Genomic DNA, 25,258 nt, shown 5'->3' on the forward strand with positions numbered 1-25,258 from the left:
CATATTGTAGAGGAGTTTTACGTCATGGCAAAAAGCAGTGTATTGGGATATCCACGAATTGGTGCGGATCGGGAATGGAAGAAAGCCTTGGAGGCATTCTGGTCAGGTAAGCTCGAAGAAACAGATTTTCAAGCAAAATTGCAGGAGATTCGGTTAGATCACCTGCGCAAGCAGCAAGAAAAAGGTATCGATTTTATTCCTGTTAATGACTTCAGTTACTATGATCACATTCTGGATACTGCCGTTATGTTCGGCATTGTTCCAAAACGGTTTGCATATGACGGTGGCGCTGTACCTTTGTCCGTCTATTACGGAATTGCTCGGGGAACAAAAGATGCAGCAGCAAGTGAAATGACAAAATGGTTTAACACGAACTATCACTATATCGTACCTGAACTGGACGGTGCTTCCCCTGCCCTTACGGAAAATAAACCACTTATTGCTTATCGCGAAGCTAAAGAGAAGCTCGGTATTGAAGGCAAACCGGTTCTTGTTGGACCGTTAACCTTCCTGAAACTATCCAAAGGATACGATAAGTCCGAAACAAACGTTTGGCTGGACCGCTTGCTTCCGCTCTATGTACAAGTGCTTCAAGAGCTTGCAAATGAAGGAGTTCAGTGGGTACAGATTGACGAGCCAATCCTCGTTACCAAAACAAGTGACGCTGACCTAGAGCTGCTGAACAAAATTTATGAGACATTTGCAGCTGCTGTACCAGGTCTGAACATTATGCTGCAAACCTACTTTGAATCCGTAGAGAACTATAGCAACATTGTTGCCCTACCGGTTCAAGGTATCGGACTTGATTTTGTTCACGGCGCTACCGGTAACATTCAATCCATTAAAGCATCAGGTTTCCCAGCGGATAAAGTTTTGGGTGCTGGGGTTATTGACGGCCGCGGGATCTGGAAAGCCTCTTTGCCAGGAAAACTGAAGCTGTTGGATGAACTGGCTGAACTCGTAACACCTGAACGTTTAATCGTGCAATCCTCATGCAGCTTGCTTCATGTTCCGGTAACGACAGAGCGTGAAACTAAACTCACATCCGAACTGAAAAATGCTCTGGCATTTGCAGATGAAAAGTTGGACGAGATCGTTCTGTTGACGAAAGCATTGTCTTCAAGAAACGCTGAAATCATCGCTGAAATTGAAAATTCCGATCGTACGATCCAGGCTCTCCAGCAATCCGAAGAGCGCAATCGTGTTGCTGTTCAAGAAGCCGTGGCAACACTCAGCGTTCAACAGCCGGAACGTTCCCGACCGTTTGCCGAGCGTCATATCGCGCAGCAAGACAAATGGAAATTGCCACTTTTCCCGACAACGACTATCGGCAGCTTCCCACAATCCGCAGAAGTGCGTAAAGCACGTCAATTGTGGCGTAAGGGTGAGTTGAACAATGAGCAGTATGCTGCGTTCATCCGGGATCAGATTGATATCTGGATCAAAATTCAGGAAGAGATCGAGATCGATGTTCTCGTACATGGTGAGTTTGAGCGTACCGACATGGTAGAGTTCTTTGGCGAAAAACTTGCTGGGTTTGCCTTCACACAATTTGGCTGGGTACAATCATACGGTTCCCGTTGCGTCAAACCACCAATTATTTTCGGAGACGTTGCATTTACTGGAGAAATGACCGTTGAAGAAACCAAATATGCACAGTCCCAGACACAACGTCCTGTAAAAGGTATGCTTACTGGACCGATCACTATCATGAACTGGTCATTTGTGCGTGAAGACATCCCGCGCGAGCATATCGCATATCAATTGGCGTATGCACTGAGACAAGAAGTCGAAGCGTTGGAGCAAGCAGGTATTGGCATGATCCAGGTCGACGAGCCTGCGGTTCGCGAAGGACTGCCGTTGAAGGAAAACGAGCAAGCCGATTATCTGGCTTGGGCTGTCAAAGCTTTCCGTATTTCCACTTGCACGGTTCAAGACACGACTCAAATTCACACACATATGTGCTATTGCGAATTCCATGACATGATCGATTCCATCGAAGCGATGGATGCCGATGTTATTTCGATCGAGACATCCCGCAGTCACGGTGAACTGATTCACAGCTTTGAGTTGAACACTTATAAACTGGGCATTGGACTTGGCGTATACGATATCCATAGCCCACGTGTTCCAAGTGTGGATGAAATGACGAGCATGATTGAACGCGCCTTGCGTGTATTGGACCCTAAATTGTTCTGGATTAATCCGGATTGCGGTCTCAAAACTCGTGGACTCGAAGAAACCGTTGCTTCCTTGCGCAACATGGTTGATGCAACCAAGATTGCTCGTGAAAAGCACGTTGCAACAACGGTTTAAGTTGAATAGATAAATAATTCAAGAATTCTTTTATAAAAGGCGGACATTCCTATGTTATGGAATGTCCGCCTTTTAATATCATTATAAGCAGAGTTCCAAATGGGGGCATTATTGACCTTAGCGGATTCTGTCATCGATCATAGGATGCTGGCGGCATTTGAAAATGCAATGTTCACTTTTCCTTTATCCCTGGCGTAAAGAGTAAGTGTGGCGGTAAGTCCTCCTCCAGCGCTTTCTCCGCCTACCATGAGCTGATCTTCTCTAATCCCAAGTTCTTTCACATGGCTTTTCATCCATAAAAGGGATCATAACAATCATTCTACTCTTCACTACACTGTAAACCGTCGATGTCTTTCCCCCGCTGTTGAATCCGATCTTTTTTTGATTTTCCTCATCGAGTTAAGCCACGCTCTCAGTTCTCATCAATGGCGAGCTCGATGAGCTGGTTAAGAATATTTGCATAAGTCATGCCACTAGCTTGGAGCATGTTGGGATAGCGGGAATTCGATGTGAAACCAGGTATCGTGTTGACTTCATTGAACACAATTCTTCCATCAGCGGTCAGGAACATATCTACTCGGGCAAAACCTCTGCATCCAAGCGTTTTATAAATAGTCAGAGCGCTCTCCTTAACCTTCGTTGCAGTGTCTTCATCAATGCGGGCTGGCAAGTGAATCTTCGAACTGATCAAGGAGTACTTTTCCGAGAAGTCAAAAAAGTGCCCCTGTAGTTCAATCTCATCAATCATACCGATGATGGGATCAGAATTGCCCAATACAGCACAACCCACTTCAAAACCGTTAATATTTTGCTCAATGACTACTTTGCTGTCGTGTATGAAGGCGTGTTCAATTCCGGTAATCAACTCTTGCCTATTGTTCACCTTCGATATGCCTAATGACGATCCTGATCTAGCCGGCTTAACAAAGAGTGGGAAGCCCAGTGCTTCTGCTTCTGATAACACTTCTTCCATCCGTTCACTCCTATGTATTGTAAGGGAACACGGCGTATCTATGCCTGCTGGCTGCACCAGTTTATGAGCCAGTTCCTTGTCCATACATAACGCAGAGGATAACATGCCACATCCAACAAACGGTATACCCGACAGTTCCAATAATCCTTGCAGGGTTCCATCCTCACCGTATTTGCCGTGAAGCACTGGAAACACAACATCAATCGTTGTTACATGATATTCCGTATGCACAAGCTCAATGAGTCCTCTGACTTCTCTACTCGGCGAGAAAAAGGATGGGATACAACTCGGATGCAAATGCCACCGATCATTGCGAATATCCTCAACCGTTCCACTATATCGGAGCCAAGAGCCTTGCTGTGTAATTCCAATTAATACAAGATTGTATTTTTCGGTATCCAAATTTTCAATCACTGAAGCGGCTGAGCTCAAAGATACGTTATACTCACCTGAACATCCGCCAAACAATACCGCAATCGACTTCTTCTGCATCGTAAAATCCTCCTAAAATGTGATATGTCTAAATCATCCTTATTGCTATAACTTAATTTTTAGAGAATGTCGTAACAATGAATCCTTCACGATTCGTTCCTGATATCCGATAAGAATCACAACTCAAGATCGGGATATGGCTAGATGTCCCTTTATCCGCGGGAACGTAATATATCTGGATTGTCATGTCCTTTTCTTTAATCGTAAGCTGCTCTCCAGGGTACCGATACTGCTGTACAAAATCGATATACTCCTCTAAACATAGATTGTTCTCTTCCATGATTTTGGAATGGGGATATCCTACATATCTAAAATGCCATGGCTCATAAGCAATACGCGTGATTGATTCTTTTTCTTGTTTATATCGAAGGATAAAACCGAATTGTATGGCATGTTGTCTGAAGGACTTGTAAATGCCCGTATCCGGAAAGGAAGGAGCAATAAAATCGATATTCGATTCCAATTTACCCACATCGATAGCCAACCCCGTTTGGTGTTCACTATGGTCAGGCAAGGCTACGTATTTGGAAGTATATTCCGAACCCTGTTCAATCAAACAATCTTGATAGATCTGGACTTGATCTTCTTTTGTTCGATATGCGCTGACAGCGACAATATCATCCGTCCCCCCACAAGCTTTAAGCAGAGCATGAAATTGATTGAAACACTGCATCTCCAGAAGCATCTCCTTATTTAACTTCTTTATTGAAGGCAATGAATCCAATGACTCTAGTTGGTGGACTTGTACTTGCCTTCTGATTGGGTTTTGATCATTGATTAACACTAAGTGTCCTTGAAACCGTTCTTCGTTACTTACGCTGATTTCAATAAGTTTTTGTACGACTTCCCGTGATTTCATGATGAACTCCCCCACCTTCTTTATAAATTCGTAACACTCTGTCCGTGATGGAACTCGTTATTTCTTGAGAGACACCACCAATATGATTGGCCAGTTCCTGAATCTGAATTTCTTGGTCGCCTGAATAGCCAACGAAGGTCACCTTTGATCCTTCCGGAAAATACATCGGAAGCTTGACCATCAATTGATCCATGGAGATTTTCCCTATAATTTTTGCGCGAACCCCTTCCACCAAAACCTCCGAATTTTGCATTCTCTGCGACCATCCATCGGCATAGCCGATAGGTACTGTTCCGATCCATTGATCTGAGTCTGTTTGATAAGCATTGTTGTACCCCACATATTCGCCTTCTTTTAATTTTTTCATTTGCAATAATCTACTGTGCATACTGAATGCCGGCTTTAGTTGGATGTTAGGTACTAGTTTTTCAGGATAAAAGCCATAGATTGCAGCTCCTATTCGAGCCATATCCATGCACAATTCCGGGAATCGAAGTGCTGCTACACTTCCCGCACAGTGATAATGATTGATCGGAATCCGTGATATACTGCTCCATTCTTTCATTTCCAGAAAGCGTTGAATCTGAAGCTGTAGATAACGGTTGTCTGCCTCACCTGCAGTCGCGAAGTGGGTATAGAACCCGTCGACTACTACATCTGGTGCTCTGAGCCAAGGAACCATTTCAAGCCACTCTTCTTGCGTGCGTATACCTATTCGCCCAAGTCCAGTATCCATTTTCACATGCACAGATAACTTATGTGGGGTATGGATAGGCTTGTATTTTCTCATCTCATGAAACCATGACGCCTGTGTAACGGTAAGCATCAAATCATGTTCAAGAGCCAGAGGTACAAGTTCGGGACGAATCGGAGTCAAAATAAGAATCGGTTGTTGTAAGCCGGCATTTCTAATGCGGATGGCTTCTTCAATGAAGGCACACGCTAAATAATCCGCGCCTGCCTCTACTGCTTCTTTGGCTGTCTCGATATCTCCATGCCCGTATGCATTTGCTTTAACAACGGCCATTAATTTGGTCGAACGGGGTAGAAATTTGCGGATCTCTATGATATTCTCGCGAATTTGCGTTAAATCTATTTCAGCCCAAGTATCTCGGTACATCCGAGGGATCTCCTCAACTGAATAGATGACTTGTTTTTACTTCCTATTTTCAGTAGATCCGCATATGCACTTTTCATTGTTTGGCCTCCTAAAGGTGTGAATGTCGTGCGTTGAATTGATTTAAGTGTATATTAAGGCCACTTCAGCTCCTATCGATCAAACTTACACAAAACTGACAACGATGTAAGATTACAGATTTACACTTCTCATAGTTACAACAAAAAAAGTCGCCAAAAGGGCGACTCGTAAAAGATAACGGAAATGAACTTCGATAATAAAGTCTACAAGAAGAAGCCTGCGTTAAGGCAGGCCACTTTCATTATTGCGGATTTTCATTACTCATCCAACTGTCGACACGCAGTGGTTCACTGTAGTCCTCCCGGTCAGTAAATTCTTTCAGGTGTTTCTCTGCATCTGCACGGTTCTCGAAGGCACCCATAACGACGGTAAATTTTCCATTTTGGGTCTGCACAACGCTGCTGCCATCGGCTGAATATTGTTCAGCCAACATGGCCAGTGATTCACCCTGCTCCATGTCTTCGCTACGGACAAAGAAAAGCTCATGCGATTGCGTTGTCTTCCCGTCGGAAAAAAGCTTCAACTGAATATAGCCAGGCTGCTGATACTCTGACACGGAATAATCCACATCATCCTTCAGTTCAACCACAAAGCCAATCGCAGAATCATCCAAAATGATATTTTGATAGACATCTTTTACATTCTTAAGTGCTTTAATATCCTTCTCCAACTTGTCATAATCCAGATGACGTACCCCATTGAAGGTGAAGATCAGACGATTCGGCCCTTCTTTGTGATCCACAGTATACGATGGAGCAGAGGTGATCTGTTCACCATCGATCTGAAAATGAATGTTTAGTGTATCCGATTCTTTGGTCGTTGTAACCGAAACCCCATCTGTGCGCTCCCCGCCACCACCAACTTGCAAAATTTTGACGACAGAACCTATAACAGGTACATCGGATAATGCCTTGGCTACACCTGGAACGTTAGCTGTTATCATCACCGCAGCACAGGCAGCAACCAGGGAGGAGCTACGCCAGATCATCATTTTTCTTCGCTTTTGGTTTCGTGCGCGCTGACGGGCTTGCTGAATAACTCCGGAAAGGCCGGATGGAATATTGATCTGTTCATATCGTTCTTTTCCTGTCATGTAAAATCAACCTCTTCCTTGGTCAGATGTTTTTTGAGTTTGTTTAAGATCTTATAGAACCTGGTCTTCACCGTGCTTTCCGGCAGGGACAATACCTCCGCCATATCCTTGAATCGCTGATCCTGGAAAAATTTCAAAACGATAAATGCCCTATCTTCGGGAAGCAGGTGATCAAGTGCTTCGTATAAATCCCATTGCTCTTCAAGCCCTATGGAACTCTCTTCGGCTGCAAACGGTATTGTACTGTCTTCCATATACGTGTATTTCTTCTTTCGTCTGATGTGATCCAGAGAGCAGTTGATGACGATCCGGGTCATCCAGGTTTCAAAATAATCAGGAGTTTTCACTTTTTCATAAGATAGAAAACCTTTATAAGAGGCCTCAGATATGATTTCCAATGCTTCCTGTTCATTTTTCACATAAGAGAACGCGAAGCGATAAAGCTTTTCTTTACATGCCTCCAGACGATCACTGAACTGCTGTTCAGTTAGTGCTGTAATTTCCTTGCTCAGTTTGTCCACCCCCGTTGCGACTGTATATTTTGATTATTGCCGCATTTTTAATAAAGCTTACTTTGTATGTTGTTTCGCATGTTAGACAGCTGAGAGTCGAAAATAGTTTTAAAGAAGATGAATTTTTTGAATTTTTTTATCTGGGAACAAGAACTTATATCGTCCCAAACGAAAAAAGCCGCCAATAGGCGACTTCTTTTCTCTTTCTTCTTTAGGAAGACCATTAATTGAAAATCAGACTAAAACGGGTATGCTCATATTGTTATGGAGGTCTTATCTAACGTCTTCTCTTTTTGAAAATGACTTATACCCGGGCGATCCAGCCCAAGATGATCACGAAGCGTGCTGCCCGTATAATCCGTACGGAAGAGCCCCCGCGATTGAAGAATCGGAACTACATAATCCACAAATTCATTCAAATCTCCCGGCAAAACGGGTGGCATGATGTTAAATCCGTCGCAACCATATTCTTCAAACCATTGTTGCATCAAATCAGCCAGTTGTTCATAGGTCCCAACAAACTGCATATGCCCTCTTGCCCCTATCAGCCTCCGACCCAGCTCAAGAATGGATAACTTATCTTTTCGAGCCATGTCCATAATCAGCTGTACCCGGCTTTTCATGCCATTGGAAGCTTCTACGGGATCTGGAATATCAGGCAACTGGCCTTCAACAGGATACTCTGAAAGGTCAAACTTAAGCATACCGGATAACATACCAACTGCAGCCGCCGGAGGGATTAACTCCTGTAGTTCTTGATATTTCCGCTGAGCTTCCTGCTCCGTCTTACCCAAAATCGGTGATAAACCAGGCATTATTTTCATGCTGCCTTGTTCGCGTCCATATAGAGCGAGTTTGGATTTGACGTTATTATAGAACTCTTTCGCAGCATTCAGAGACTGTTGGGCCGTGAAAATCACTTCACCATAGTTGGCTGCAAAATCCTGTCCCGGTTCGGATGATCCGGCTTGGATGAGTACAGGATATCCTTGCGGGGAACGAGGAACATTGATTGTACCTTGGGTAGAATACCACTGCCCTTTATATGAAACTTCCTTTAGTTTAGACGGGTCCGCAAATAGCCCAGCCTGCCGATCCACAATTAAGGATTGATCTTCCCAGCTATCCCAGAGCAGGGTGGCTACTTCGACAAATTCCCGGGCCATTTTATATCGAAGCCCATGCTCGGGATGTTCTGTTCTTCCATAGTTATTTGCTTCAACATCCAATTGGGATGTCACGATGTTCCATCCTGCACGTCCTTCACTGATATGGTCCAATGTGGCAAATTTTCGAGCTACGTTATATGGCTCGTTATAGGTAGTCGACACGGTGGCGGTCAAACCCAGCTTTTCTGTATCCGTAGCCAAGGCCGACAGGAGCGTTAGCGGGTCCAGCATCCCTGCAGCCGATTGATCAGCGCCCATCACGTAGAGAAGATCAGCCAGAAACATCATATCAAACTTGCCTCGTTCAGCCGTCTGTGCGATGGACCTGTAAAACTTATAATCAAAAATCTGTTCCGCTCCTGAATCCGAGCGCCGCCAGCCATAGTGATGATGACCTGTATAATAAATGAATGCTCCTAGATGAAGTTGCTCTTGTCTCGTCCCCATATAAATCTCCCCTTCTTGTTTCAATTATCGGATTACCCCTTGAACGTATCTCGCCAGCGAAGCCATCTGTTTTCAAGGAGCCGGACAGTCGAATCCGAGAGCTTTCCTACAACCGCAAAGACTACAATACCGACAAATACAATATCCGTTTGCGAGTAAGCACGAGCATCCTGTATCATGTAGCCGACACCTGCGCTGGTTCCCATCATTTCAGCCACAACAAGGACTAGCCACGCCGCGCCCAGAGACAGTCTGACTCCAAGCAGAATATTGGGAAGTGCCGCAGGAATAATGAGTTTGCCGAGTAACTCCCATCTTGAATACTCGTAAATCCGGGAGACTTCAATCAGCTTCATATCAACGTTTCGTATACCGAGAAATGTATTCACATATACAGGAAAAAACGCACCTAGCGAGATCATTAGAATTTTTGAAAACTCTCCTACACCAAACCATAAAATAAATAATGGAATGAGGGAAAGAAGCGGGATCATCCGCAGCATCTGTAATGAAGGGTCAAGTGTGCGCTCCGCCAATTTCCCAAGCCCTGTGGATAGGCCGAGCATGAGCCCGGCAGCTGTTCCAAGCAGAAATCCCAGGCCCGCTCGATAGGAGCTGATCCCGAGATGTTCCAGCAACTCGCCGTTCAAGATTAGACGGATGAACTGCTCTGCAATCTTGGAAGGAGCGGGTAGCATGGTCGCTGAAACCAGCTGAAGGGCAGAGGCCAATTCCCAGATGAGGAGAATAGCCAACGGAATAATCCACCCGTGAAGACGACCCGGAATTTTGCTCAGCCAGTCTCCTGCTCGTTCGGTTTGTTTACCAATCTCCAGCTTGCTCATTTTGCTTCTTCTCCTTTAAAACCGTCTTGCCACCGTAGTGCTCTCGCTTCCAAAAGTTTAATGATGGAATCTGACAGTTTGCCCACGAAAGCAAAAACAATGATTCCCACAAACACTACGGTGGTGAGTGAGAACGATCTAGCATCATTGATCAGGTATCCCAAGCCTGCACTGGAACCCATCAATTCGGCAACGACCAGACCCAACCAGGCGACACTGACGGATAATCGGATACCCAGAAAGATATTCGGCAGAGATGCTGGAAGAATTAACTTCGTGATCATCTGCCATTTGCTGAATTGCAGCACCTGTCCTACATCAAAAAGCTTACTGTCAACGGATCGGATACCCAGAAAAGTATTAACATACAGCGGAAAGAAAGCACCTTTAGCGATCAGCAGCAATTTTGAAGTTTCACCGAAACCGAACCACAAGATAAACAAGGGAGCAATGGCCAAGTGAGGCAGCGTCCGCAGCATTTGAAAGGAAGGGTCCAGCAGTCGCTCTGTCTTGTAAGAAAACCCGACCCACAAGCCCATTGTTAGACCAAGACCGCCTCCGATCAGAAAACCAAGTAGAGCTCTCCACGTCGATATGCCCAAATGCCTTACAAGTTCACCTGTCTCCGTCATGCTGACGAGCTCTTTCCATATACTGCTTGGCGTTGGAAGCAGAACGGGGTTCAAATATCCCATAGTCCCGGCTACCTCCCACGCGATTAACAGACACACCGGAACGATAAGCCCTAGTACCATATTGCTAGCTCTTAAGTAAAGTTTTCGCCGCTTAACCGAGTTTTTCTTTTGAATTAAAGGCGGGATAACCGCCTTTTCCGCACGCATTTGCATGTAGTGAACGCCTCTCTTCTATAGGGGTCATTATGTTTATTTCAGTGGATCCTTGAGAGCTGCGTCGATATATTGATTGTCCGTTATTGCTTTAACAACAACCTGATTCCGAATGTTCTTCACTTTATATTGGAAATCCGCTGTTTGCTGCATTTCTTCTACAATATTTTCATTAACTGGTGTGTTAATCATGCGGGAACGTTCGAATGTCCCACTGATAACACTGGCAGGAACACTACGTTCAGCTGCATATCTGTCGATCGCTTCGGTTTCATGCTCGCTTTCCCACTTCAATGCTTTATTAACTACCTTCAAGTACAGAGTCACAAGCTCTGGATGCTCCTCTGCAAAACCAGTTCCCGCGATCGTAAACGAAGGGGACAATACGCCAAGCTGCTCTCCGTCGGATAGCACTTTTCCTTTTCCGGTTAAGGTATTGAGTGTAATGTAAGGGTCCCATGTCGCCCAGGCATCGACACTGCCGGTTTCAAACGCAGACTGTGTCTCATCAGGCTGTAACTGAATGATTTCAAAATCTTTATCCGTCAGACCGGACTTCTCCAAACCACGGTATAAAAAGTTATATGCATTGCTTCCTTTTGTCACGGCAATCTTCTTGCCTTTCAGGTCACTAAGTGACTGGGCGGTACTACCGGCAGGTACAATAATCGCAACGTTATTTTTTCCGTCCAGAACTTGCGATACGATTTTAAAAGGAATATTCGCAGCTTGTGCTGCGATAATAGGCATGTTCCCCAGGCTGGCGATATCCAGCTTATTGGAAGCAATCGCCTCTGTCATAGGCGGTCCACTCTGAAACTCAATCCATTCCACTTTGGCACCTGTTTTTTCAAATTCTTGTTCAAACCATTTTTCTTCGCGTGCTTTACCGAATAAGCCACCGCTTCCCTGAATCCCAATTTTGACAGTTACATTTTGGCTCGTACCTGAACCACTTGCATTTTCATTTGAACTCTTGGATGCACAAGCCATTGTCAATAAAGACAACGTGAGTACCATAACAAGAACCAGATGAGATTTTTTCATATAATCCACTCTCCCTTTAATATGCTGTACTTCCTTCTTCGTCTATGGATAACGCTATATACCGCCGCCTACGTCATATAAAGGCTCATCCACTTTTTCGAACTCATTTAATACCAGTCTTCGCATCTCCTGAAATACACTACCTGATCTTTTTCGGGGAAAAGGTAAATCAATCGAAAGAATACTCCGAATATGACCTGGACGCGGATTCATAATGACGACGCGTTCCCCTAGGAAGACGGCTTCATCAAGATCATGGGTTACAAACAGCATTGTTGTTCCATTACGTTGCCAAATATCAAGCAGCACTTCCTGCAAATGAGACCGAGTAAAAGCGTCGAGCGCTCCGAACGGCTCATCCAGCAACAATACGTCTGGATTACGCAGCAAAGCTCTGGCAATGGCGACGCGCTGAGCCATACCACCTGATAATTCGCGAGGATATGATTTTTCAAACCCTTTTAAGCGGACCAGATCAATTAGTTCCTCTACCTTTCGGCGGACATTCACATCTCTAAGAGAGAGATTGGCTGCAATGTTTTTCTCCACCGTTAACCATGGGAATAGCCGGGGCTCCTGAAAAATGAATCCTTTCTCTATGCTGGGGCCGACAATTGGTTTACCGTTAAGCAGGACGGTTCCCGTATACTGCGTATCTAAGCCAGCCACAATTTTAAGCAACGTGCTTTTCCCGCATCCGCTTGGACCAATGATGGTTACTAATTCACCTTTTCGAACGTTGAGCTGAATGTTGTTTAACGCAATGATTTCGCCTACAGGGGCGACAAACGTTTTGTTCAGGTCACTGATCATAAGCATATCCCCAGACATTAAAGACACCCTTTCGCATTTAATCAATAATACTTACATGTTTACTTGGTTTTGAGGCCGAAAAAAGAGATTTACCCATTCCCACAGCATATAGAGCGGTGCAGTGTAAATCTCAGCGTTTGCAAATCAACAAAGTGAATTTTGGTTCGTTTTGTTATACGATATATTATCAATACCAATTCTTACCTGTCAAACATTTTTTTATTTATGTAACTTAAATCATTGTTTTTCTTGAACAGATCGCTTGTTAAACCCTCCTTCTCTGGTATCATAAAAAGACGAACGATTTTTTCCGGGTCAATATCTACTTGTATTTCATAACCTGGAGCGAGCTGCAAGGTCAGACCTTGAATCAGACTTACAAAATAAAAGGCAAGTTGTCGAGTATCTCCATGTATGATGCCGCCTCTCTCCTGTCCTTGGCGAAAAATCTCTGCCAAAGGTTCCAGATTGTCGGTAAATCTCTGAGTTGCAGCTTGTTTTATTTCGGTGCTGACCGCCTGATTCGTTCGTATACTTTGGAGCATGATGGTGAAGGCCCAATTACTCTCGTTTGATAACCACCCTTTGCTAATCTCGAATAGTTTTTCACGAGGATCTATATCCATGTCTGCTATCTGTGCAATTGTCCTCCCATACATCGTTTGTCCTCGACGCAGAACCTCACTGAAAATTTCGTCCTTCGATGTAAAGTAGGTATAAATATTGCCTACGCTAAGTTTTGCTTCCTTGGCGATATCTTTAATATTGGTTGAATCTATCCCACGTTTAGCCATGGTTTGTAAGGCTGAATTTAAGATATGCTCAATGCGTTCCTTTCTCATTTGTTGGTCCTTCAAAATGTTTCTGGGTGACATTTGAATCCTCCTCCGTTTTATTACCAATTATTGATCTATGATTATTAATTCTAGGCCCAGTTACCGTTACGAAACACAGGTTCCAAGTCCCCATTTGCAAGTTCTCCATCAATATTCATAGTAGCCGATCCAAACATAAAATCGACATGAATGAGGCTTGAGTTCACACCGTTTGCCGCTTTTTCCGCTTCAGTCATCTCGTTCCCTCCCTCAAGACAGAAGGGATAAGCATTACCGATCGCGAGATGGTTGGATGCATTTTCGTCAAAAAGAGAGTTATAAAAAATGAGCCCTGATTCCGAAATAGGAGAATGATGGGGCACCAGCGCAATCTCGCCCAGATAGGCCGCCCCTTCGTCGATGCTTATTAATCTTTTTAGCACCTCATGCCCTTGCGCTGCTTGAATATTAATAATTTTCCCATTTTCAAACGTCAAGGAGAAATCATCGATTAGATATCCTTCATAACTTAGCGGCTTAGTACTGCGAACCGTGCCGTTCACCCCCTGCTTTAACGGGGTAGTCCATACTTCTTCTGACGGAATGTTTGCCAAAAATGAAACACCCTTTTCATTAATGTTATCTGCATCACTAACCCAGATATGTTTAGGCGACAATTCTATCCGCAGATCCGTACCAGGTCCACGGTATCGCAGTGCTCGATACTTTTTACGATTAAGCTGATCCGTCTTGTTTCTAAGCAGCTCAAGATGTGTCTTCCATTCCTCAACGGGATCAGCCGAATTAATCCGCGTAACGTTAAAGATAGCTTCCCACATCGTATCAATCAAATGCTCCTCGACAACATCAGGAAACACCTTGGAAGCCCAAGCCATTGATGGAACCGTAGCTATAGACCAACTGACCTTGTTGGACATGCCGTAGCTGCGAAATTTGGCTAATGCCTTACCTTTGGCTGCATTCAAATTCATGATCCGCTGTGGATTTATTCCATGCAGAAGATCGGGATTGGGTGCCGTGATCGTCAGGAAAGCTGCATTTTTTTCGGCAAAATTCTCCCAACCGGCTGCCCGGAACGCCGGGTATTCGTGGAACACCGAATCTGGTGCAAGTTCATACTTTAAACGCGTAATCTCATCGTCGTTCCACTCGATATAGACATCATGAGCGCCGGCCTCATAAGCATGTTTTACAACTAGTCGAACAAACGGTGCAGCCGATATTGGCGCGGTTATGACAAGCGTTTGTCCCTTCTGAACATGAACACCAACGTTGACCACAAGTGCTGCATAACGCTCCAATTTTTCACGCAAGTCCAATCGCATTCTCCTCCTGCTTCACTAAAATTAATATCGCTTGTTTTAATTATTACTCTGCAAAAGTCCATCATATCTTGTAATTGGAACTCTATGAAAATTTTGCTATACTATTTTATACTAGATCATGATTCAGATAAGATGCAATTCTACTATATTTGATGAGTTGGAGGAATACAAAAAACATGTTTCATACACGAATAGGAAAAACTGCTGCTGCCACTATTCTTGCCATATCCTTGCTCGGAACCACTCCAAACCTTAATGATGCCTACGCCGCACCAGCCATTTCGGTCTTGCTGGATGATGTTCCTCTGAAATTCGATGCTGCCCCTCTGATTGATAAAGGTGTCACCTATGTCCCTTTCCGGACAGTTGGCGAAGCCCTGGGAATTAGCATTACATGGAACAGTAAAACGCAAACCGTGAAAGCGATTGGAAATGTAAAAGGTCAGGCGACGGAAGCCCTGCTTCAAGTGGGAAGCACTACAGCAACCGTTAATGGAGAAAAAGTAAAGCTCGCAGCGCCACCTGTTCAGCGGGAAGGTCGTGTGCTTATTCCACTCAGTTCGTTCAGTAGTCAGTTCGGTGTTAATGTAGGCTGGAACCAGTCAACTCGTACCGTTTCTCTTGTTTCACCTCAACGTGAAATGCATTTGAGAGCCTTCTATGCGCTGCAATCCTATAAGGAAATCGATTTGGTGTCATCCATGAACTCGGTCGCTTTTGGCTGGAGTCGCATCGATCGCGAAGGTCAATTTACACTTCAGGGTGATGAGTATCAAATTCCTGCTGCTGCCGGTGACGTTACACCTCAATCCATCGTTGCTGATGCAGCGAATCAGAGTATTAAACCGTATCTTATGGTTTATTCTTTGGATGGAAACGGAGAACTGACCAAGGTGCTGAGTGACAGCAGTATGCGCAAGAAGTCCATTGAGGGCATAACTGCTGCCATAGCTGAGAATGGCTTCGGAGGGGTTGTTCTTGATTTTGAAGGACTAGGTTTTAAGTTGGATGCTGTAGAGCAGCAGAAGCTGCTGAACGATTACGTCAAGCAATTGAAAGATTCCTTGCCTAAAGACATCGCTCTATCTTTGGCCGTACCTCCATTAAATAGTGCATATAAAGGTTATGATTACAAAACGCTCGCTTCATTGGCAGACGACATCATCATTATGGCTTATCAATATAATCCGGTCGGCACCAAAGCGCAGGTTCCCGAGCCGAACAGTCTTGTGGATCAGGCCATCCAGCTTGCGTTAGATGCTGGTGTTTCCAAACAAAAGCTTTTGCTCGGTATCAGCTTAAATAGTGAAACTTCATCTTCCATAGATGATAAACTGGGTCTTGCCAAGCGGTATGATCTCAAAGGAGCTGCCTTCTGGCGCCTTGGTTTATTCCGTACCTACAATAATCAGATGGAAGGCGCTGTCAATGCCTCTGTTATAAAAGAGTAAAGGAATTCCGTTATTCTTGAATCCATTAGCTTTTCACACACCAAAAAAACGAACCGAAATCTCTGGATGCTGACAAGAGATTTCGGTTCGTTTTTTATAAATGATATCTATGCGTTCAATGAGGAAGAATGTTCATTTCTGTGAGTTTCACTGAGTACCAGATCTTTTTGATAAGCAAGCACTCGATCCCAGTCCCCGTGAAAAATCGGTATCCGATAGTACCCAACTCTTTCATAAAGGGCAGCCGCCTCAGGCTGTTTGGGGCCAGTTTGCAGCTTCAGATTGGTGTAGCCGAATTCTAGCGCAAGACGCTCTGCTTCGGCGAGAATGGCCTGGGCCACACCCTTGCGACGGAAATCCGAACGTGTATACATGCGCTTGACCTCCACGGATGTATCATCAAGGGGTCTGATGGCTCCGCAGCCTACCGGATATCCATCCAAACGCGCGACAATAAAGGCTGCTCGTGGTGTCTCCACATCGGACGGCTGAAATCCCGCTGTACCATCGCCGCCATATAACAATCCCAGTTCTTCGCTCAGCTCCTTGATTAAAAGTTCCGAATCCTCGCTTCGTATATCTTCGGCAGCTGCAAGCACGATTGACGACATTGCGTAAAACCCCTTTCCCTCATTGGATTTATTGGATTTTGTGATTTATATAAATTATCACGAACAGGTCCTTAGCGTCAATTCCCCATCGATTGAATATTTCAATAAGCAAACTGACGAATAGATTCAGAGCAAAAAAGTCGCCAGATTGGCGACTTTCCCGACACTTATATGGTTACAATTGGACGGATGCATTTCATTCCAAGCCTCTGCTTACCCTTCAATCACATCGGCTCGCAAATCCGTAGCAACCTCGATCATTTGCGGAACAACAGCTTCATTGACAATGGCAACATACAGATCTCCCATATACAGACGAAATGGAATCTGCAGGTTTTCATACGCCCACATGAAGAAATCCCCATCGATGGACATGACGCTCTCCGGTCCCTGGACGGTAAGAACAGGTGAGTACGTAAAGTCGGGTTTGGATGCAAAATACTGTTTGCATTCTTCCAAGGAGATGGATTGCTCCTCGTTATTTTCTTGCATGGATCGAGTGATCCGAAAACGTTGATTCATAAAAATATGCCTCCAATTAGAATTTGTGCAGAACCTGTCCCAGAATTTCGATGCCCTTCACAATTTGCTCATCGGAAGGTGTTGAGAAATTAAGTCTGATCGCATTGCAGGGTTCGTTCTCGTCGACGAGAAAAGCAGTGCCCGGAACAACCGCTACACCTTCCGCAGCAGCTGTTTTGGCATAATCCAGCATCGGGATATGAGCCGGCAGATCACACCAGAGGAACAGCCCTCCATCCGGTTGAGTAAAGGTAATGGACTCACCCATATGCTCCTGCAGCTTGTCAATCATCAAGGCAGACTTCCTGCGATAAATCGCACGGATACTGCTGATATGCTCTGCATAGTTATACTCAGTCATGAACTTGTGTGCCAGAATCTGCGGCAGCATGGCTGTATGTACATCCTCTCCCTGTTTGGCAACAACCATCTTCTGAACAACCTCGGAAGGAGCCAGAACATAACCAACACGCAAGCCAGCGGACAGAATCTTGGAGAAAGAGCCTACGTAAATAACCAGACCTTCATCATCCATCGACTTAATCGTCGCTACATCTTCTCCGCTAAACCGAAGTTCTCCGTATGGATTATCTTCCAGAATCATGACTCCATACTTCTTGGCAAGATCATAGATCGCCTTGCGTTTCTCCAAGCTGGTGGTAAAACCTGTAGGGTTTTGGAAGCTCGGAATGACATAGATCAGCTTTACATTCTGCTCGGTTTGCAGGGCATGTTCCAGCTTCCCGATATCCATACCGTCCGTCTCCATCGGAACGCCGACCAGGTTTGCTCCTGAAGCCCGGAAAGAGTTCAGTGAACCGATAAAGCTTGGGCTCTCACAGATAATCGTATCCCCTTCATTACAGAATACTTTACATGCGAGTTCAATTCCTTGTTGTGCTCCAGACACGATGAACAGTTCATCCGATGCTTTGCCTGTGTCAAAGCCTGTCTTCAGATGTGTAGTCAATGTATCCCGCAGTGGGGCATAACCTTCGGTAATTCCGTATTGCAGTGCTGTTACCGGGTCCTGTTCCAGAATTGATTGGGTGAATGTGCGAATGGCCTCAATAGGGAAAGTCTCCGGAGCGGGATTTCCCGCAGAGAACGGAATTACATTTTGACCCGAAGAAGCCTTCAGAATCTCGCGAATGATGGATGGCTGTAATGCAGCAATCCGGTTGGAAAATGAATAGTTCATCTTAAAATAATGCCTCCCGAATTCAAATCAGACTCTTGTCTCTATAACTACAATTAGATTCTATTATACGAGTATTTGGCAGATTTCTAAACGGTCTCGACAAAATTGGCAGAGAAACAACAAAAAGAGGCTGACATAAGCCGCCCCATACTCCTACGGATTTCACTTTATGGATGTCACTTTGCTGCCATCTATGATCGGTGGACAAGATTAATTTCCGATAACCGTGTTGCCTTCACCAGATAAGTCGCCAGACCAGGGATCATGCGGGCCAAACCAGGATAGAATTTATTCGTTTTGGCAAAAGCCAGCTTTTGAATCCGTCGTGCACGCCGGAGCAGTCGGGAGAAATCAAGATTGGCTTCCTTCGAATACTCGTGCTGCCACTGCGCAAAGCTGATCTTCCTTTGAAGATACCTGTCAGTCCATTCAGCACACAGCAATGAGGAACGAAGCGCAATAGACATCCCGTCACCACACAAAGGAGGGATCATCAGCATGGCATCCCCAATATGAGGATATTGGGACCACGGTTCAGGAACATTGGATAGATGGAGTGGTGCAATCGAGACCTGTGTTCCTTGAACTGGTCTTCCCTCGGCTAGCCTCGCTGCCAATCTTTCGTTAGTCAAGGAAGCAGACTGCAAAATATCCTCTACAGACTTGCCGCTTCCCCGCACCGTATCAAGTGTCAGCAATGCAGCTACATTTGCGATACCCTCCTCAATCGGTGAAATGCCGACGTACCCTCCCTTGCAAAAATATAACTCTACCCGTTGCGGGATGGTGATCCCCCGATAGTGCGATTTGACACCAACATATGCTGTTTTATCCCGCAGCTCTGCTGGCGAGGTCATCCCCCTCAGCTTCTTCGAGCCATGGGCTCCGATAACGGTTTTTGCACTATAATGAATCCGCTCATTTCCTTGTTTGGCTTCGACTTCATAACTATAATCATCTAACTGCTGAATGTTGGTTATCGTTGCCCTCGTAACGATCTCAACGCCTGCAGCTGTGGCCTGCTCGTGTAAAATCCGATCCAGCTCATATCTGCTAATGCCATAGGCCAATCCCGGCAAAGGTGCCACGATCTCCCCGCCCTGAGGCATAATAATCTTGGCATGGTCCAAGGTACTCGGCTTTATCTTTTGTTCACTAAGGTTAATCCCCAAATAATCCAGCATCTCCGTTGTCTCAGGCGACATAAATTCACCGCATGTTTTGTGACGTGGAAATTCTTGCCGATCCAGCAGTAGTGTCCGATGCCCTTGCCTGGCAAGCTGCAACGCACAGGTACTGCCAGCAATTCCCGCTCCGATGACTATGGCATCCATTGATGTAGACACGTAAGAACACCCGCCTTTCATTGTCCATTTAAGATAACTGCCTATTGATGTAATGATGTTATGATAACGTCCCATGATGGGGTATCACGACAGAATAGCGGAACAATGGCTTCCATTCATAGGTCAGCGTGTCATGGTTCAACTGCTGTTTCAATTCCCGCCAATCCTTTCCCGTGAAGCCTTTTGCAACAGACAGCGGTCCATCATGACGAATATACCGATTGCGTGAGATTATTCGAGTGGTTACCCAGACAGCTGCATAAGATATGGGATGCCGATGGATATCGTTAATGACAACGCCATATTTGGAGGCACGCAGCATATGCGAGACCATCTCCACGAGTTGCTTTCCTTCAAAATGATGGACAAATTGCGAGCCGGTCACGATGTCTGCTGAGGCATCCGGTAATTCCCTGACATCGGCACGTCGAACCTTGATTCTCGGTTCATTCCGGAAAAGGTTTCTCGCTTCCTCACATGCCTCCTCTGTCAGATCAACCAGAGTAATCTCAAGCTTAACGCCCTTCTGGTCCGCCCAGCGCAATAACTTCTGGTTTACATCGCCTGAACCTGCTCCCACATCCAGAAGGGTCAGCGTAGTTGGTCGGCCAATCGCTTTCCATAACTTCTCCACCCCTGCACGGGTTGGAGCGGGAGCAGCAAATATTTTGTTCAGCCGTCTCAAATGTTTGAGCGCTTCGCTCAATTCTTCTCCCCCCATGGAGAAATCATCCATCAATTCGTCTTCCTTTGCCCGTACGGATAGTGTTCTAAAGAAGGACATGATCCCGCTCCTTTACAGCTATATATTGTGAATGATTTTCTCCAAATAACAGTTATCCCCTTAACCCGCCCTTATAATCGTAAGAGCTGCGATATGTTATTTTACGAAGAGTTATCCAATCTCAGAATGCTTAATTTCATTGCACCGTAGCCTACATATTGTTTTTTACGGGAATGGAAGAGCAAGTGAATAAAATATTGGAACTGAATCTTTCATAAATAAAGCGTCATGATAAACCTTTCTGATATTATAAAAAAAGTCGCCACCAGGGCGACTCCATAACGGTAAAGCATTTCCTCTCTTATGGCAGGTGAACAGTGCTACGCTATTTTTTTAACATTTGTCCCTGACTCTCATTATCGTTGGCATTTTCTTTAAAATAAATTTCGTTCAGAACGTTTACACGAACGTTGATCTTTTGCTCCAACTTCGGAAACCACTTGGTTTTCCATTCCTTTAATTTCCCCTCCGACATCTTCGGACGGAATATCATGCCTATTCCGAGTACATCTGATTTTAAGGAATGAATTTTTCTCACGGTTTCATTGAATTGACTGCTCAATTGTTCCTTCATTTCTTTCTCAATCACCGCGTTGCCTTTTCCTTCAGGACTTTCTGTAATGACGACGTCAAGAGTAACATCCGTCTGGATTGAAGGGCCCTTTTCCGACCACTGGGTCCTATGTTTAATTTTGGCATCCTGAATAAGAACACTTGTGTTCTGAGCCACTTCAATGGTTCCCCCTGAATACTTCCCTTTAAATAAATTAAACAAAAGCGTCTCTTCCTGATTCAGTGTTCCTACCATGCGATCATCCCGCATAACAGCCGTGCCTTTAAAAGTGAACAAGGTTCGATCACCGTTTTTGAGCATTGGGATAGCCATGTCTTCCGTATATGAATTCTGGTTTTGATAGGCTTCCCATATTCGGACAATAGATTGATTCGGCGTCCATCCGGCATCCTGGCTAAAAAAGTCGTAAGAAGAAATTTCAGGTGTTGGCGAGATTTGATGATACATCGTCTTCTCAAAATCACCGTCAATCACCGCCACCAAGCCCTTAATCGAAATATCATTCGCTCTCACAGCAAAATCGATAATGTTATCAATCCCCTGCTCTGCAACTTTCCTGTCGATCAACAACAGCCTCAAATGTACCAATTCGATGCTTTTTTCGGAATCCGTACGTATCAAATCAATCGCTTTACTAATGGATTTCGCCTCTTTGTCAAGAATTTGAGTTTTTCCAGTTGCATCAGGTATTTGAAGAATAATCCTGTATTTCTCCGTCTTCCCCTTTCCCACGCCCATGACAACAGGCAGATATTGCTTGTTAATATCCTTTGTATCCCAGCATCCCGGAAGTAACATTAACATGGTTAGAGCAACAATCAGAGTCTTTATGGAGCGCATGTTCATGTTCATGTACTCACCTTCTTTCGCTGCCATTGCGCGGCGAGGAATACAATGATCGGAAAACCGATAACACTATAAACGCAAAAGAAAGAATTCAGGTACAGGTATGAATTCAATGCGTTAACATCCGGTATCAACAGACTAATCACGTACAAGGAGAAGCACATCACGAAAAGAACCCATAATCGGTTGATTTTCGGCATAAATAGCTGATGCAACAGCGCCACCAGAATCCAGAGTAGCACAGAAACCTTCAACACGCCGAGAGCACTGGAGGCCACCACGTAGAAGCTTGGAAGCCAGTCAAATACAACCCACTCCAGATCAATGGTATCCGACGCCATGAGCATGGGATATTGCAGATGGATTACCGTTTCCTGACCGAATACAAGAAGCGGAACATATACAGATCCCAAAGCAAACACAAATATGATGGCCACCGCAGTAGCAGCTTTGCCAAAACTAAGTCGCTGTTTGGAAGGAATCATGCCAAGGAATAAAAAACCGGCTGAAATGACCGTACATACATAGAAATCCGAATTGGAGAAAAACGACATTCCACTATCCCAAATCGGAAAAATATAGCTGATTCTGAAATTCTGGATGCTGATCATCATGGAGAAAAAAATGAATGGCATCAAGAGAATGCATAATCCGATGCTGGCCCGGATCATTACCTCCAGTCCCTTCCAAACAGCATAGAAACACAGAACGATAAAGAGAGCGGATGTAGCCGCTGGCGGTGTTCTCTGTAGTAATACAGCTTTGATTTCAACAGACTGAAAATACATAAGTAATAGAAGCTCGATATATAGGAAGATCAACATCGGCAGAACGATCAGTCTAGTTACCCATTTGCCTAGTGATTCATTACAGATGTCCACCACTGTTTTCCCTGGAAACTGCGACAACGCTTTTAAGTACATCCATAGAACCAGTAGCTCTGCCAAAAAGAGAATCGTTATGGGTTCCCAGTGTCCTTTGGAAGTCGCAGATATGATACGTTCAGGGAAGATGGCAAAGATCGAAGCGAAGTGAAGCAGCACAAACATGGTTAGAATCTGGGCTTTATTCATCCGAAGCCTTTCCTTTCACACTTAAACTTAAGTAGGGAACGGAGAAAGTATTCAACGTGGCAAAATACAGTATGATCCAAATCATCGCAGCCTCAAGACCCCATATCCCGAAAAAGGAACTGATGAGCATGACAACGTATTTATACATTCGTATGCCCGTTGTGTTCATATAGCCTGCCAATACAAAGTTGGCAATTGCCGAGGCAACCAGAATAATAATTAATAAATTACTGACGAGTTTGGCCTGAACAATGGCTTGTCCCAACAGAATACCGCCAATCATAGTAATAGTGGGTCCGATATTCTTTGGTAGTCGAATGGTAGCTTCGATAATCATCTCCAAAAGCAGCATAACTAAAAGCATTTCGATCAACGAAGGATAAGGAACCCCTTCTCTGCTCTTGGCAACCGTGATGGCTAACTGGATTCGCAACAGTTCCGGATTCACCGAATTTAGCACGATATACAGACCTGGGAGCGTAATGGCCAAAAGTGCCCCAATGGCCCGTACGGTTCGTAAAAACACTTGAAACAAATAAGGGTAGTTAACATCCAGTGTTGTTGACCATAGATCCGTGATGATGGCTGGAAAAGCAAAAGCAAACGAAAATTGATCAATTAGAATAACCACTTTTCCGTTCATCAGATTCTGTACCATCTCCCCAGGTAGTTCCGAAGAAATATACGTTGGTGTTATTGAGAATTTTGGATGCCCCAGTATACGTATCAGGTCCCTTACCGTAGTCAATTCCTCGTCCTTATTTTGTTCCAGTTTCTCGCGAATAGACTCGATGACTTTGGCTTGAGCAACTCCCTCCAAATACACCATAGCAATTTTCTTGGTAGATCGTGTCCCCGTTTCTCGTCGTTCAATAACCAAATCATCGGAAATCATCTTTTTCCGCAGCAAACCGATGTTTTTATTAATATCTTCTGTAAAAGCATCGTACGCGGATTGAAGGGGATTCTCACTCTCCGGTGCACTGACAGATCGTGAAATATCAGTATGCTCCGGTTCCATAACAGCTGCCATCCCTTCTGTGCTGAACAGAACAAGCTTTCCATGCAAAATATGATTGCGTATCTCGTCCATTGACATGGAGGCCTCTTCTTCAAATGGCCTGAACATATTTTGAAATGATCCGTTCTCATCGCCACTCGCCGCCTGGTTAATTGTAGACAATGTTGTTGGAAGATCGACAAGGGTCTCCATGTAATACGCTCTGAATTCCTGATCCGCGATAACCACATTCTTGCTTAAGAAATCCGAGCTCTTTTTGAAATGATCATTCAGTTGCTTCTCTAACTCGTGAAGATCTTGTTCATGGATTCGCTGCAAAATTTACCACCTCTTCTGAAGTAGTATGTCGTTAAGAAAAAAGTTTATTCAGGTAATCACCTTGATTTCCTGCGCCTCTATTGACCTTAATAGCGGATTGAAATTGATCCATTATCAAATAAATTATGTTAATATTTTTGAACTGGAAACCAAAATTGAATATAATATGGTAATGCACCAACGGGTGGGAGGATAGGTCATGAACAAAGAAGAACAGGTCCTATTGGGTTTCAGGGACTTATATAATAAGCTGGTTTGGCTTAATAAAGATAAGATGGAAGAAAGTCTTAAGGGTTATAAGCCTTCTGAGGTACATTGCATCGAATATATTGAAAAGAATGCAGATTCCAATGTGACAAAACTTGCGGAGGCTTTTTATATGACTCGCGGTGCGATAAGTAAATTAACGAAGAAGCTCATGGAAAAAAGCCTGATCGAAAGCTATCAGAAGTCGGATAACAAAAAAGAAATCTATTTTAGGCTTACGGAGCAAGGGAAAGTCATTTATCAAATCCATGAGGACCTGCACAACGAGTTTCACGAGCGAGATAAAGCGGTATTTGAACAGGTAACCGATGATCAATTCGACAGTATGCTTCAATTCGTGGACAAGTATAACCGACATCTGGATGCAGAAATAAAGAAGCTGGGTACAGATCTGAAGTCAGAATAAATCTGAATAATTGAAATTAAACTAAAAGCAGCCGGACTCTATTTGAGGACAGGCTGCTTTTTTGT

General features: G+C 44.4%; 24 protein-coding genes. 3 read left to right on the top strand and 21 right to left on the bottom strand.

Features of this window, described 5'->3' with window-relative positions; translation table 11 throughout:
- Positions 1-24 precede the first annotated feature (24 nt).
- On the top strand, positions 25-2,316 hold the full coding sequence (gene metE / locus ACR1R9_RS12535; protein ID WP_310852958.1) for a 5-methyltetrahydropteroyltriglutamate--homocysteine S-methyltransferase: 2,292 nt from the start codon (positions 25-27) through the stop codon (positions 2,314-2,316).
- 137 nt (positions 2,317-2,453) lie between these two features.
- Here metE and ACR1R9_RS12540 read toward each other — a convergent pair whose 3' ends face one another.
- From ACR1R9_RS12540 to ACR1R9_RS12600, 13 genes are all read right to left on the bottom strand, one after another.
- Positions 2,454-2,609 carry an alpha/beta hydrolase gene (locus tag ACR1R9_RS12540; RefSeq protein WP_099854216.1) on the bottom strand — a complete coding sequence of 52 codons (156 nt, stop codon included), beginning with the start codon at positions 2,607-2,609 and terminating at the stop codon, positions 2,454-2,456.
- A gap of 119 nt (positions 2,610-2,728) precedes the next feature.
- Complete coding sequence (gene vanG / locus ACR1R9_RS12545; RefSeq protein WP_433923548.1) at positions 2,729-3,781, bottom strand: D-alanine--D-serine ligase VanG; 1,053 nt, start codon at positions 3,779-3,781, stop codon at positions 2,729-2,731.
- Positions 3,782-3,833: 52 nt separating this feature from the next.
- Positions 3,834-4,454 (bottom strand): D-alanyl-D-alanine carboxypeptidase family protein, encoded by a 621-nt coding sequence (locus ACR1R9_RS12550; RefSeq protein ID WP_433923547.1) that lies wholly within the window; start codon positions 4,452-4,454, stop codon positions 3,834-3,836.
- 151 nt (positions 4,455-4,605) lie between these two features.
- Entirely contained in the window at positions 4,606-5,760 is a 1,155-nt protein-coding gene (gene alr / locus ACR1R9_RS12555) for an alanine racemase (RefSeq protein ID WP_175382778.1), read from the bottom strand.
- Between the two features lie 319 nt (positions 5,761-6,079).
- Entirely contained in the window at positions 6,080-6,931 is an 852-nt protein-coding gene (locus ACR1R9_RS12560) for a hypothetical protein (protein ID WP_433923546.1), read from the bottom strand.
- Positions 6,928-7,452 (bottom strand): sigma-70 family RNA polymerase sigma factor, encoded by a 525-nt coding sequence (locus ACR1R9_RS12565; RefSeq protein WP_433923545.1) that lies wholly within the window; start codon positions 7,450-7,452, stop codon positions 6,928-6,930. Before ACR1R9_RS12565 ends, ACR1R9_RS12560 begins: the two co-directional genes overlap by 4 nt.
- Positions 7,453-7,697: 245 nt before the next feature.
- Positions 7,698-9,059, bottom strand: coding sequence for an LLM class flavin-dependent oxidoreductase (locus tag ACR1R9_RS12570; protein WP_433923544.1), 1,362 nt, complete (start codon positions 9,057-9,059; stop codon positions 7,698-7,700).
- A 32-nt stretch (positions 9,060-9,091) separates the two neighbouring features.
- On the bottom strand, positions 9,092-9,904 hold the full coding sequence (locus ACR1R9_RS12575) for an ABC transporter permease (protein WP_175382774.1): 813 nt from the start codon (positions 9,902-9,904) through the stop codon (positions 9,092-9,094).
- Positions 9,901-10,746: an ABC transporter permease gene (locus ACR1R9_RS12580; RefSeq protein WP_433923722.1), complete on the bottom strand. Its 846-nt coding sequence runs from the start codon at positions 10,744-10,746 to the stop codon at positions 9,901-9,903. The genes ACR1R9_RS12575 and ACR1R9_RS12580 overlap by 4 nt, the downstream gene beginning before the upstream one ends.
- Before the next feature lie 42 nt (positions 10,747-10,788).
- Positions 10,789-11,799 (bottom strand): aliphatic sulfonate ABC transporter substrate-binding protein, encoded by a 1,011-nt coding sequence (locus ACR1R9_RS12585; protein ID WP_433923543.1) that lies wholly within the window; start codon positions 11,797-11,799, stop codon positions 10,789-10,791.
- Between the two features lie 54 nt (positions 11,800-11,853).
- Complete coding sequence (locus ACR1R9_RS12590) at positions 11,854-12,630, bottom strand: ABC transporter ATP-binding protein (RefSeq protein WP_433923542.1); 777 nt, start codon at positions 12,628-12,630, stop codon at positions 11,854-11,856.
- Between the two features lie 182 nt (positions 12,631-12,812).
- On the bottom strand, positions 12,813-13,487 hold the full coding sequence (locus ACR1R9_RS12595; protein ID WP_076288477.1) for a TetR/AcrR family transcriptional regulator: 675 nt from the start codon (positions 13,485-13,487) through the stop codon (positions 12,813-12,815).
- Between the two features lie 50 nt (positions 13,488-13,537).
- Positions 13,538-14,767, bottom strand: a complete 1,230-nt coding sequence (locus ACR1R9_RS12600; protein ID WP_433923541.1) for an aminopeptidase — start codon at positions 14,765-14,767, stop codon at positions 13,538-13,540.
- A 182-nt stretch (positions 14,768-14,949) separates the two neighbouring features.
- On the opposite strand from ACR1R9_RS12600, the gene ACR1R9_RS12605 reads away from it, so the two are divergent.
- Positions 14,950-16,224 (top strand): stalk domain-containing protein, encoded by a 1,275-nt coding sequence (locus ACR1R9_RS12605; protein ID WP_433923540.1) that lies wholly within the window; start codon positions 14,950-14,952, stop codon positions 16,222-16,224.
- 107 nt (positions 16,225-16,331) lie between these two features.
- Here ACR1R9_RS12605 and ACR1R9_RS12610 read toward each other — a convergent pair whose 3' ends face one another.
- From ACR1R9_RS12610 to ACR1R9_RS12645, 8 genes are all read right to left on the bottom strand, one after another.
- Positions 16,332-16,835 carry a GNAT family N-acetyltransferase gene (locus ACR1R9_RS12610; RefSeq protein ID WP_076288474.1) on the bottom strand — a complete coding sequence of 168 codons (504 nt, stop codon included), beginning with the start codon at positions 16,833-16,835 and terminating at the stop codon, positions 16,332-16,334.
- 213 nt (positions 16,836-17,048) lie between these two features.
- Positions 17,049-17,357 (bottom strand): hypothetical protein, encoded by a 309-nt coding sequence (locus ACR1R9_RS12615; RefSeq protein WP_433923539.1) that lies wholly within the window; start codon positions 17,355-17,357, stop codon positions 17,049-17,051.
- A gap of 16 nt (positions 17,358-17,373) precedes the next feature.
- Positions 17,374-18,558 (bottom strand): PLP-dependent aminotransferase family protein, encoded by a 1,185-nt coding sequence (locus tag ACR1R9_RS12620; RefSeq protein ID WP_076288472.1) that lies wholly within the window; start codon positions 18,556-18,558, stop codon positions 17,374-17,376.
- A 191-nt stretch (positions 18,559-18,749) separates the two neighbouring features.
- The gene (locus ACR1R9_RS12625) at positions 18,750-19,904 is read right to left on the bottom strand and encodes an NAD(P)/FAD-dependent oxidoreductase (protein WP_433923538.1); all 1,155 of its coding nucleotides are present in this window, start codon (positions 19,902-19,904) and stop codon (positions 18,750-18,752) included.
- 58 nt (positions 19,905-19,962) lie between these two features.
- The gene (locus ACR1R9_RS12630; RefSeq protein WP_433923537.1) at positions 19,963-20,688 is read right to left on the bottom strand and encodes an SAM-dependent methyltransferase; all 726 of its coding nucleotides are present in this window, start codon (positions 20,686-20,688) and stop codon (positions 19,963-19,965) included.
- A gap of 325 nt (positions 20,689-21,013) precedes the next feature.
- The gene (locus ACR1R9_RS12635; RefSeq protein WP_076288469.1) at positions 21,014-22,114 is read right to left on the bottom strand and encodes a Ger(x)C family spore germination protein; all 1,101 of its coding nucleotides are present in this window, start codon (positions 22,112-22,114) and stop codon (positions 21,014-21,016) included.
- Positions 22,111-23,181: a GerAB/ArcD/ProY family transporter gene (locus tag ACR1R9_RS12640; RefSeq protein WP_326065604.1), complete on the bottom strand. Its 1,071-nt coding sequence runs from the start codon at positions 23,179-23,181 to the stop codon at positions 22,111-22,113. Before ACR1R9_RS12640 ends, ACR1R9_RS12635 begins: the two co-directional genes overlap by 4 nt.
- The gene (locus ACR1R9_RS12645; protein WP_433923536.1) at positions 23,174-24,520 is read right to left on the bottom strand and encodes a spore germination protein; all 1,347 of its coding nucleotides are present in this window, start codon (positions 24,518-24,520) and stop codon (positions 23,174-23,176) included. Before ACR1R9_RS12645 ends, ACR1R9_RS12640 begins: the two co-directional genes overlap by 8 nt.
- 199 nt (positions 24,521-24,719) lie before the next feature.
- On the opposite strand from ACR1R9_RS12645, the gene ACR1R9_RS12650 reads away from it, so the two are divergent.
- The gene (locus ACR1R9_RS12650; RefSeq protein WP_310852946.1) at positions 24,720-25,193 is read left to right on the top strand and encodes a MarR family transcriptional regulator; all 474 of its coding nucleotides are present in this window, start codon (positions 24,720-24,722) and stop codon (positions 25,191-25,193) included.
- Positions 25,194-25,258 lie beyond the last annotated feature (65 nt).

Source organism: Paenibacillus taichungensis (assembly GCF_050994985.1).
Lineage (GTDB): Bacteria > Bacillota > Bacilli > Paenibacillales > Paenibacillaceae > Paenibacillus > Paenibacillus taichungensis.

What these genes read in the sequence shown, in the direction of transcription:
- metE (WP_310852958.1), top strand. Translation starts at nt 25, where the DNA reads ATGGCAAAAAGCAGTGTATTGGGATATCCACGAATTGGTGCGGATCGG.
- ACR1R9_RS12540 (WP_099854216.1), bottom strand. Translation starts at nt 2,609, where the DNA reads ATGAAAAGCCATGTGAAAGAACTTGGGATTAGAGAAGATCAGCTCATG.
- vanG (WP_433923548.1), bottom strand. Translation starts at nt 3,781, where the DNA reads ATGCAGAAGAAGTCGATTGCGGTATTGTTTGGCGGATGTTCAGGTGAG.
- ACR1R9_RS12550 (WP_433923547.1), bottom strand. Translation starts at nt 4,454, where the DNA reads ATGCAGTGTTTCAATCAATTTCATGCTCTGCTTAAAGCTTGTGGGGGG.
- alr (WP_175382778.1), bottom strand. Translation starts at nt 5,760, where the DNA reads ATGTACCGAGATACTTGGGCTGAAATAGATTTAACGCAAATTCGCGAG.
- ACR1R9_RS12560 (WP_433923546.1), bottom strand. Translation starts at nt 6,931, where the DNA reads ATGACAGGAAAAGAACGATATGAACAGATCAATATTCCATCCGGCCTT.
- ACR1R9_RS12570 (WP_433923544.1), bottom strand. Translation starts at nt 9,059, where the DNA reads ATGGGGACGAGACAAGAGCAACTTCATCTAGGAGCATTCATTTATTAT.
- ACR1R9_RS12575 (WP_175382774.1), bottom strand. Translation starts at nt 9,904, where the DNA reads ATGAGCAAGCTGGAGATTGGTAAACAAACCGAACGAGCAGGAGACTGG.
- ACR1R9_RS12580 (WP_433923722.1), bottom strand. Translation starts at nt 10,746, where the DNA reads ATGCGTGCGGAAAAGGCGGTTATCCCGCCTTTAATTCAAAAGAAAAAC.
- ACR1R9_RS12585 (WP_433923543.1), bottom strand. Translation starts at nt 11,799, where the DNA reads ATGAAAAAATCTCATCTGGTTCTTGTTATGGTACTCACGTTGTCTTTA.
- ACR1R9_RS12590 (WP_433923542.1), bottom strand. Translation starts at nt 12,630, where the DNA reads ATGTCTGGGGATATGCTTATGATCAGTGACCTGAACAAAACGTTTGTC.
- ACR1R9_RS12595 (WP_076288477.1), bottom strand. Translation starts at nt 13,487, where the DNA reads ATGTCACCCAGAAACATTTTGAAGGACCAACAAATGAGAAAGGAACGC.
- ACR1R9_RS12605 (WP_433923540.1), top strand. Translation starts at nt 14,950, where the DNA reads ATGTTTCATACACGAATAGGAAAAACTGCTGCTGCCACTATTCTTGCC.
- ACR1R9_RS12610 (WP_076288474.1), bottom strand. Translation starts at nt 16,835, where the DNA reads ATGTCGTCAATCGTGCTTGCAGCTGCCGAAGATATACGAAGCGAGGAT.
- ACR1R9_RS12615 (WP_433923539.1), bottom strand. Translation starts at nt 17,357, where the DNA reads ATGAATCAACGTTTTCGGATCACTCGATCCATGCAAGAAAATAACGAG.
- ACR1R9_RS12620 (WP_076288472.1), bottom strand. Translation starts at nt 18,558, where the DNA reads ATGAACTATTCATTTTCCAACCGGATTGCTGCATTACAGCCATCCATC.
- ACR1R9_RS12630 (WP_433923537.1), bottom strand. Translation starts at nt 20,688, where the DNA reads ATGTCCTTCTTTAGAACACTATCCGTACGGGCAAAGGAAGACGAATTG.
- ACR1R9_RS12635 (WP_076288469.1), bottom strand. Translation starts at nt 22,114, where the DNA reads ATGAACATGAACATGCGCTCCATAAAGACTCTGATTGTTGCTCTAACC.
- ACR1R9_RS12640 (WP_326065604.1), bottom strand. Translation starts at nt 23,181, where the DNA reads ATGAATAAAGCCCAGATTCTAACCATGTTTGTGCTGCTTCACTTCGCT.
- ACR1R9_RS12650 (WP_310852946.1), top strand. Translation starts at nt 24,720, where the DNA reads ATGAACAAAGAAGAACAGGTCCTATTGGGTTTCAGGGACTTATATAAT.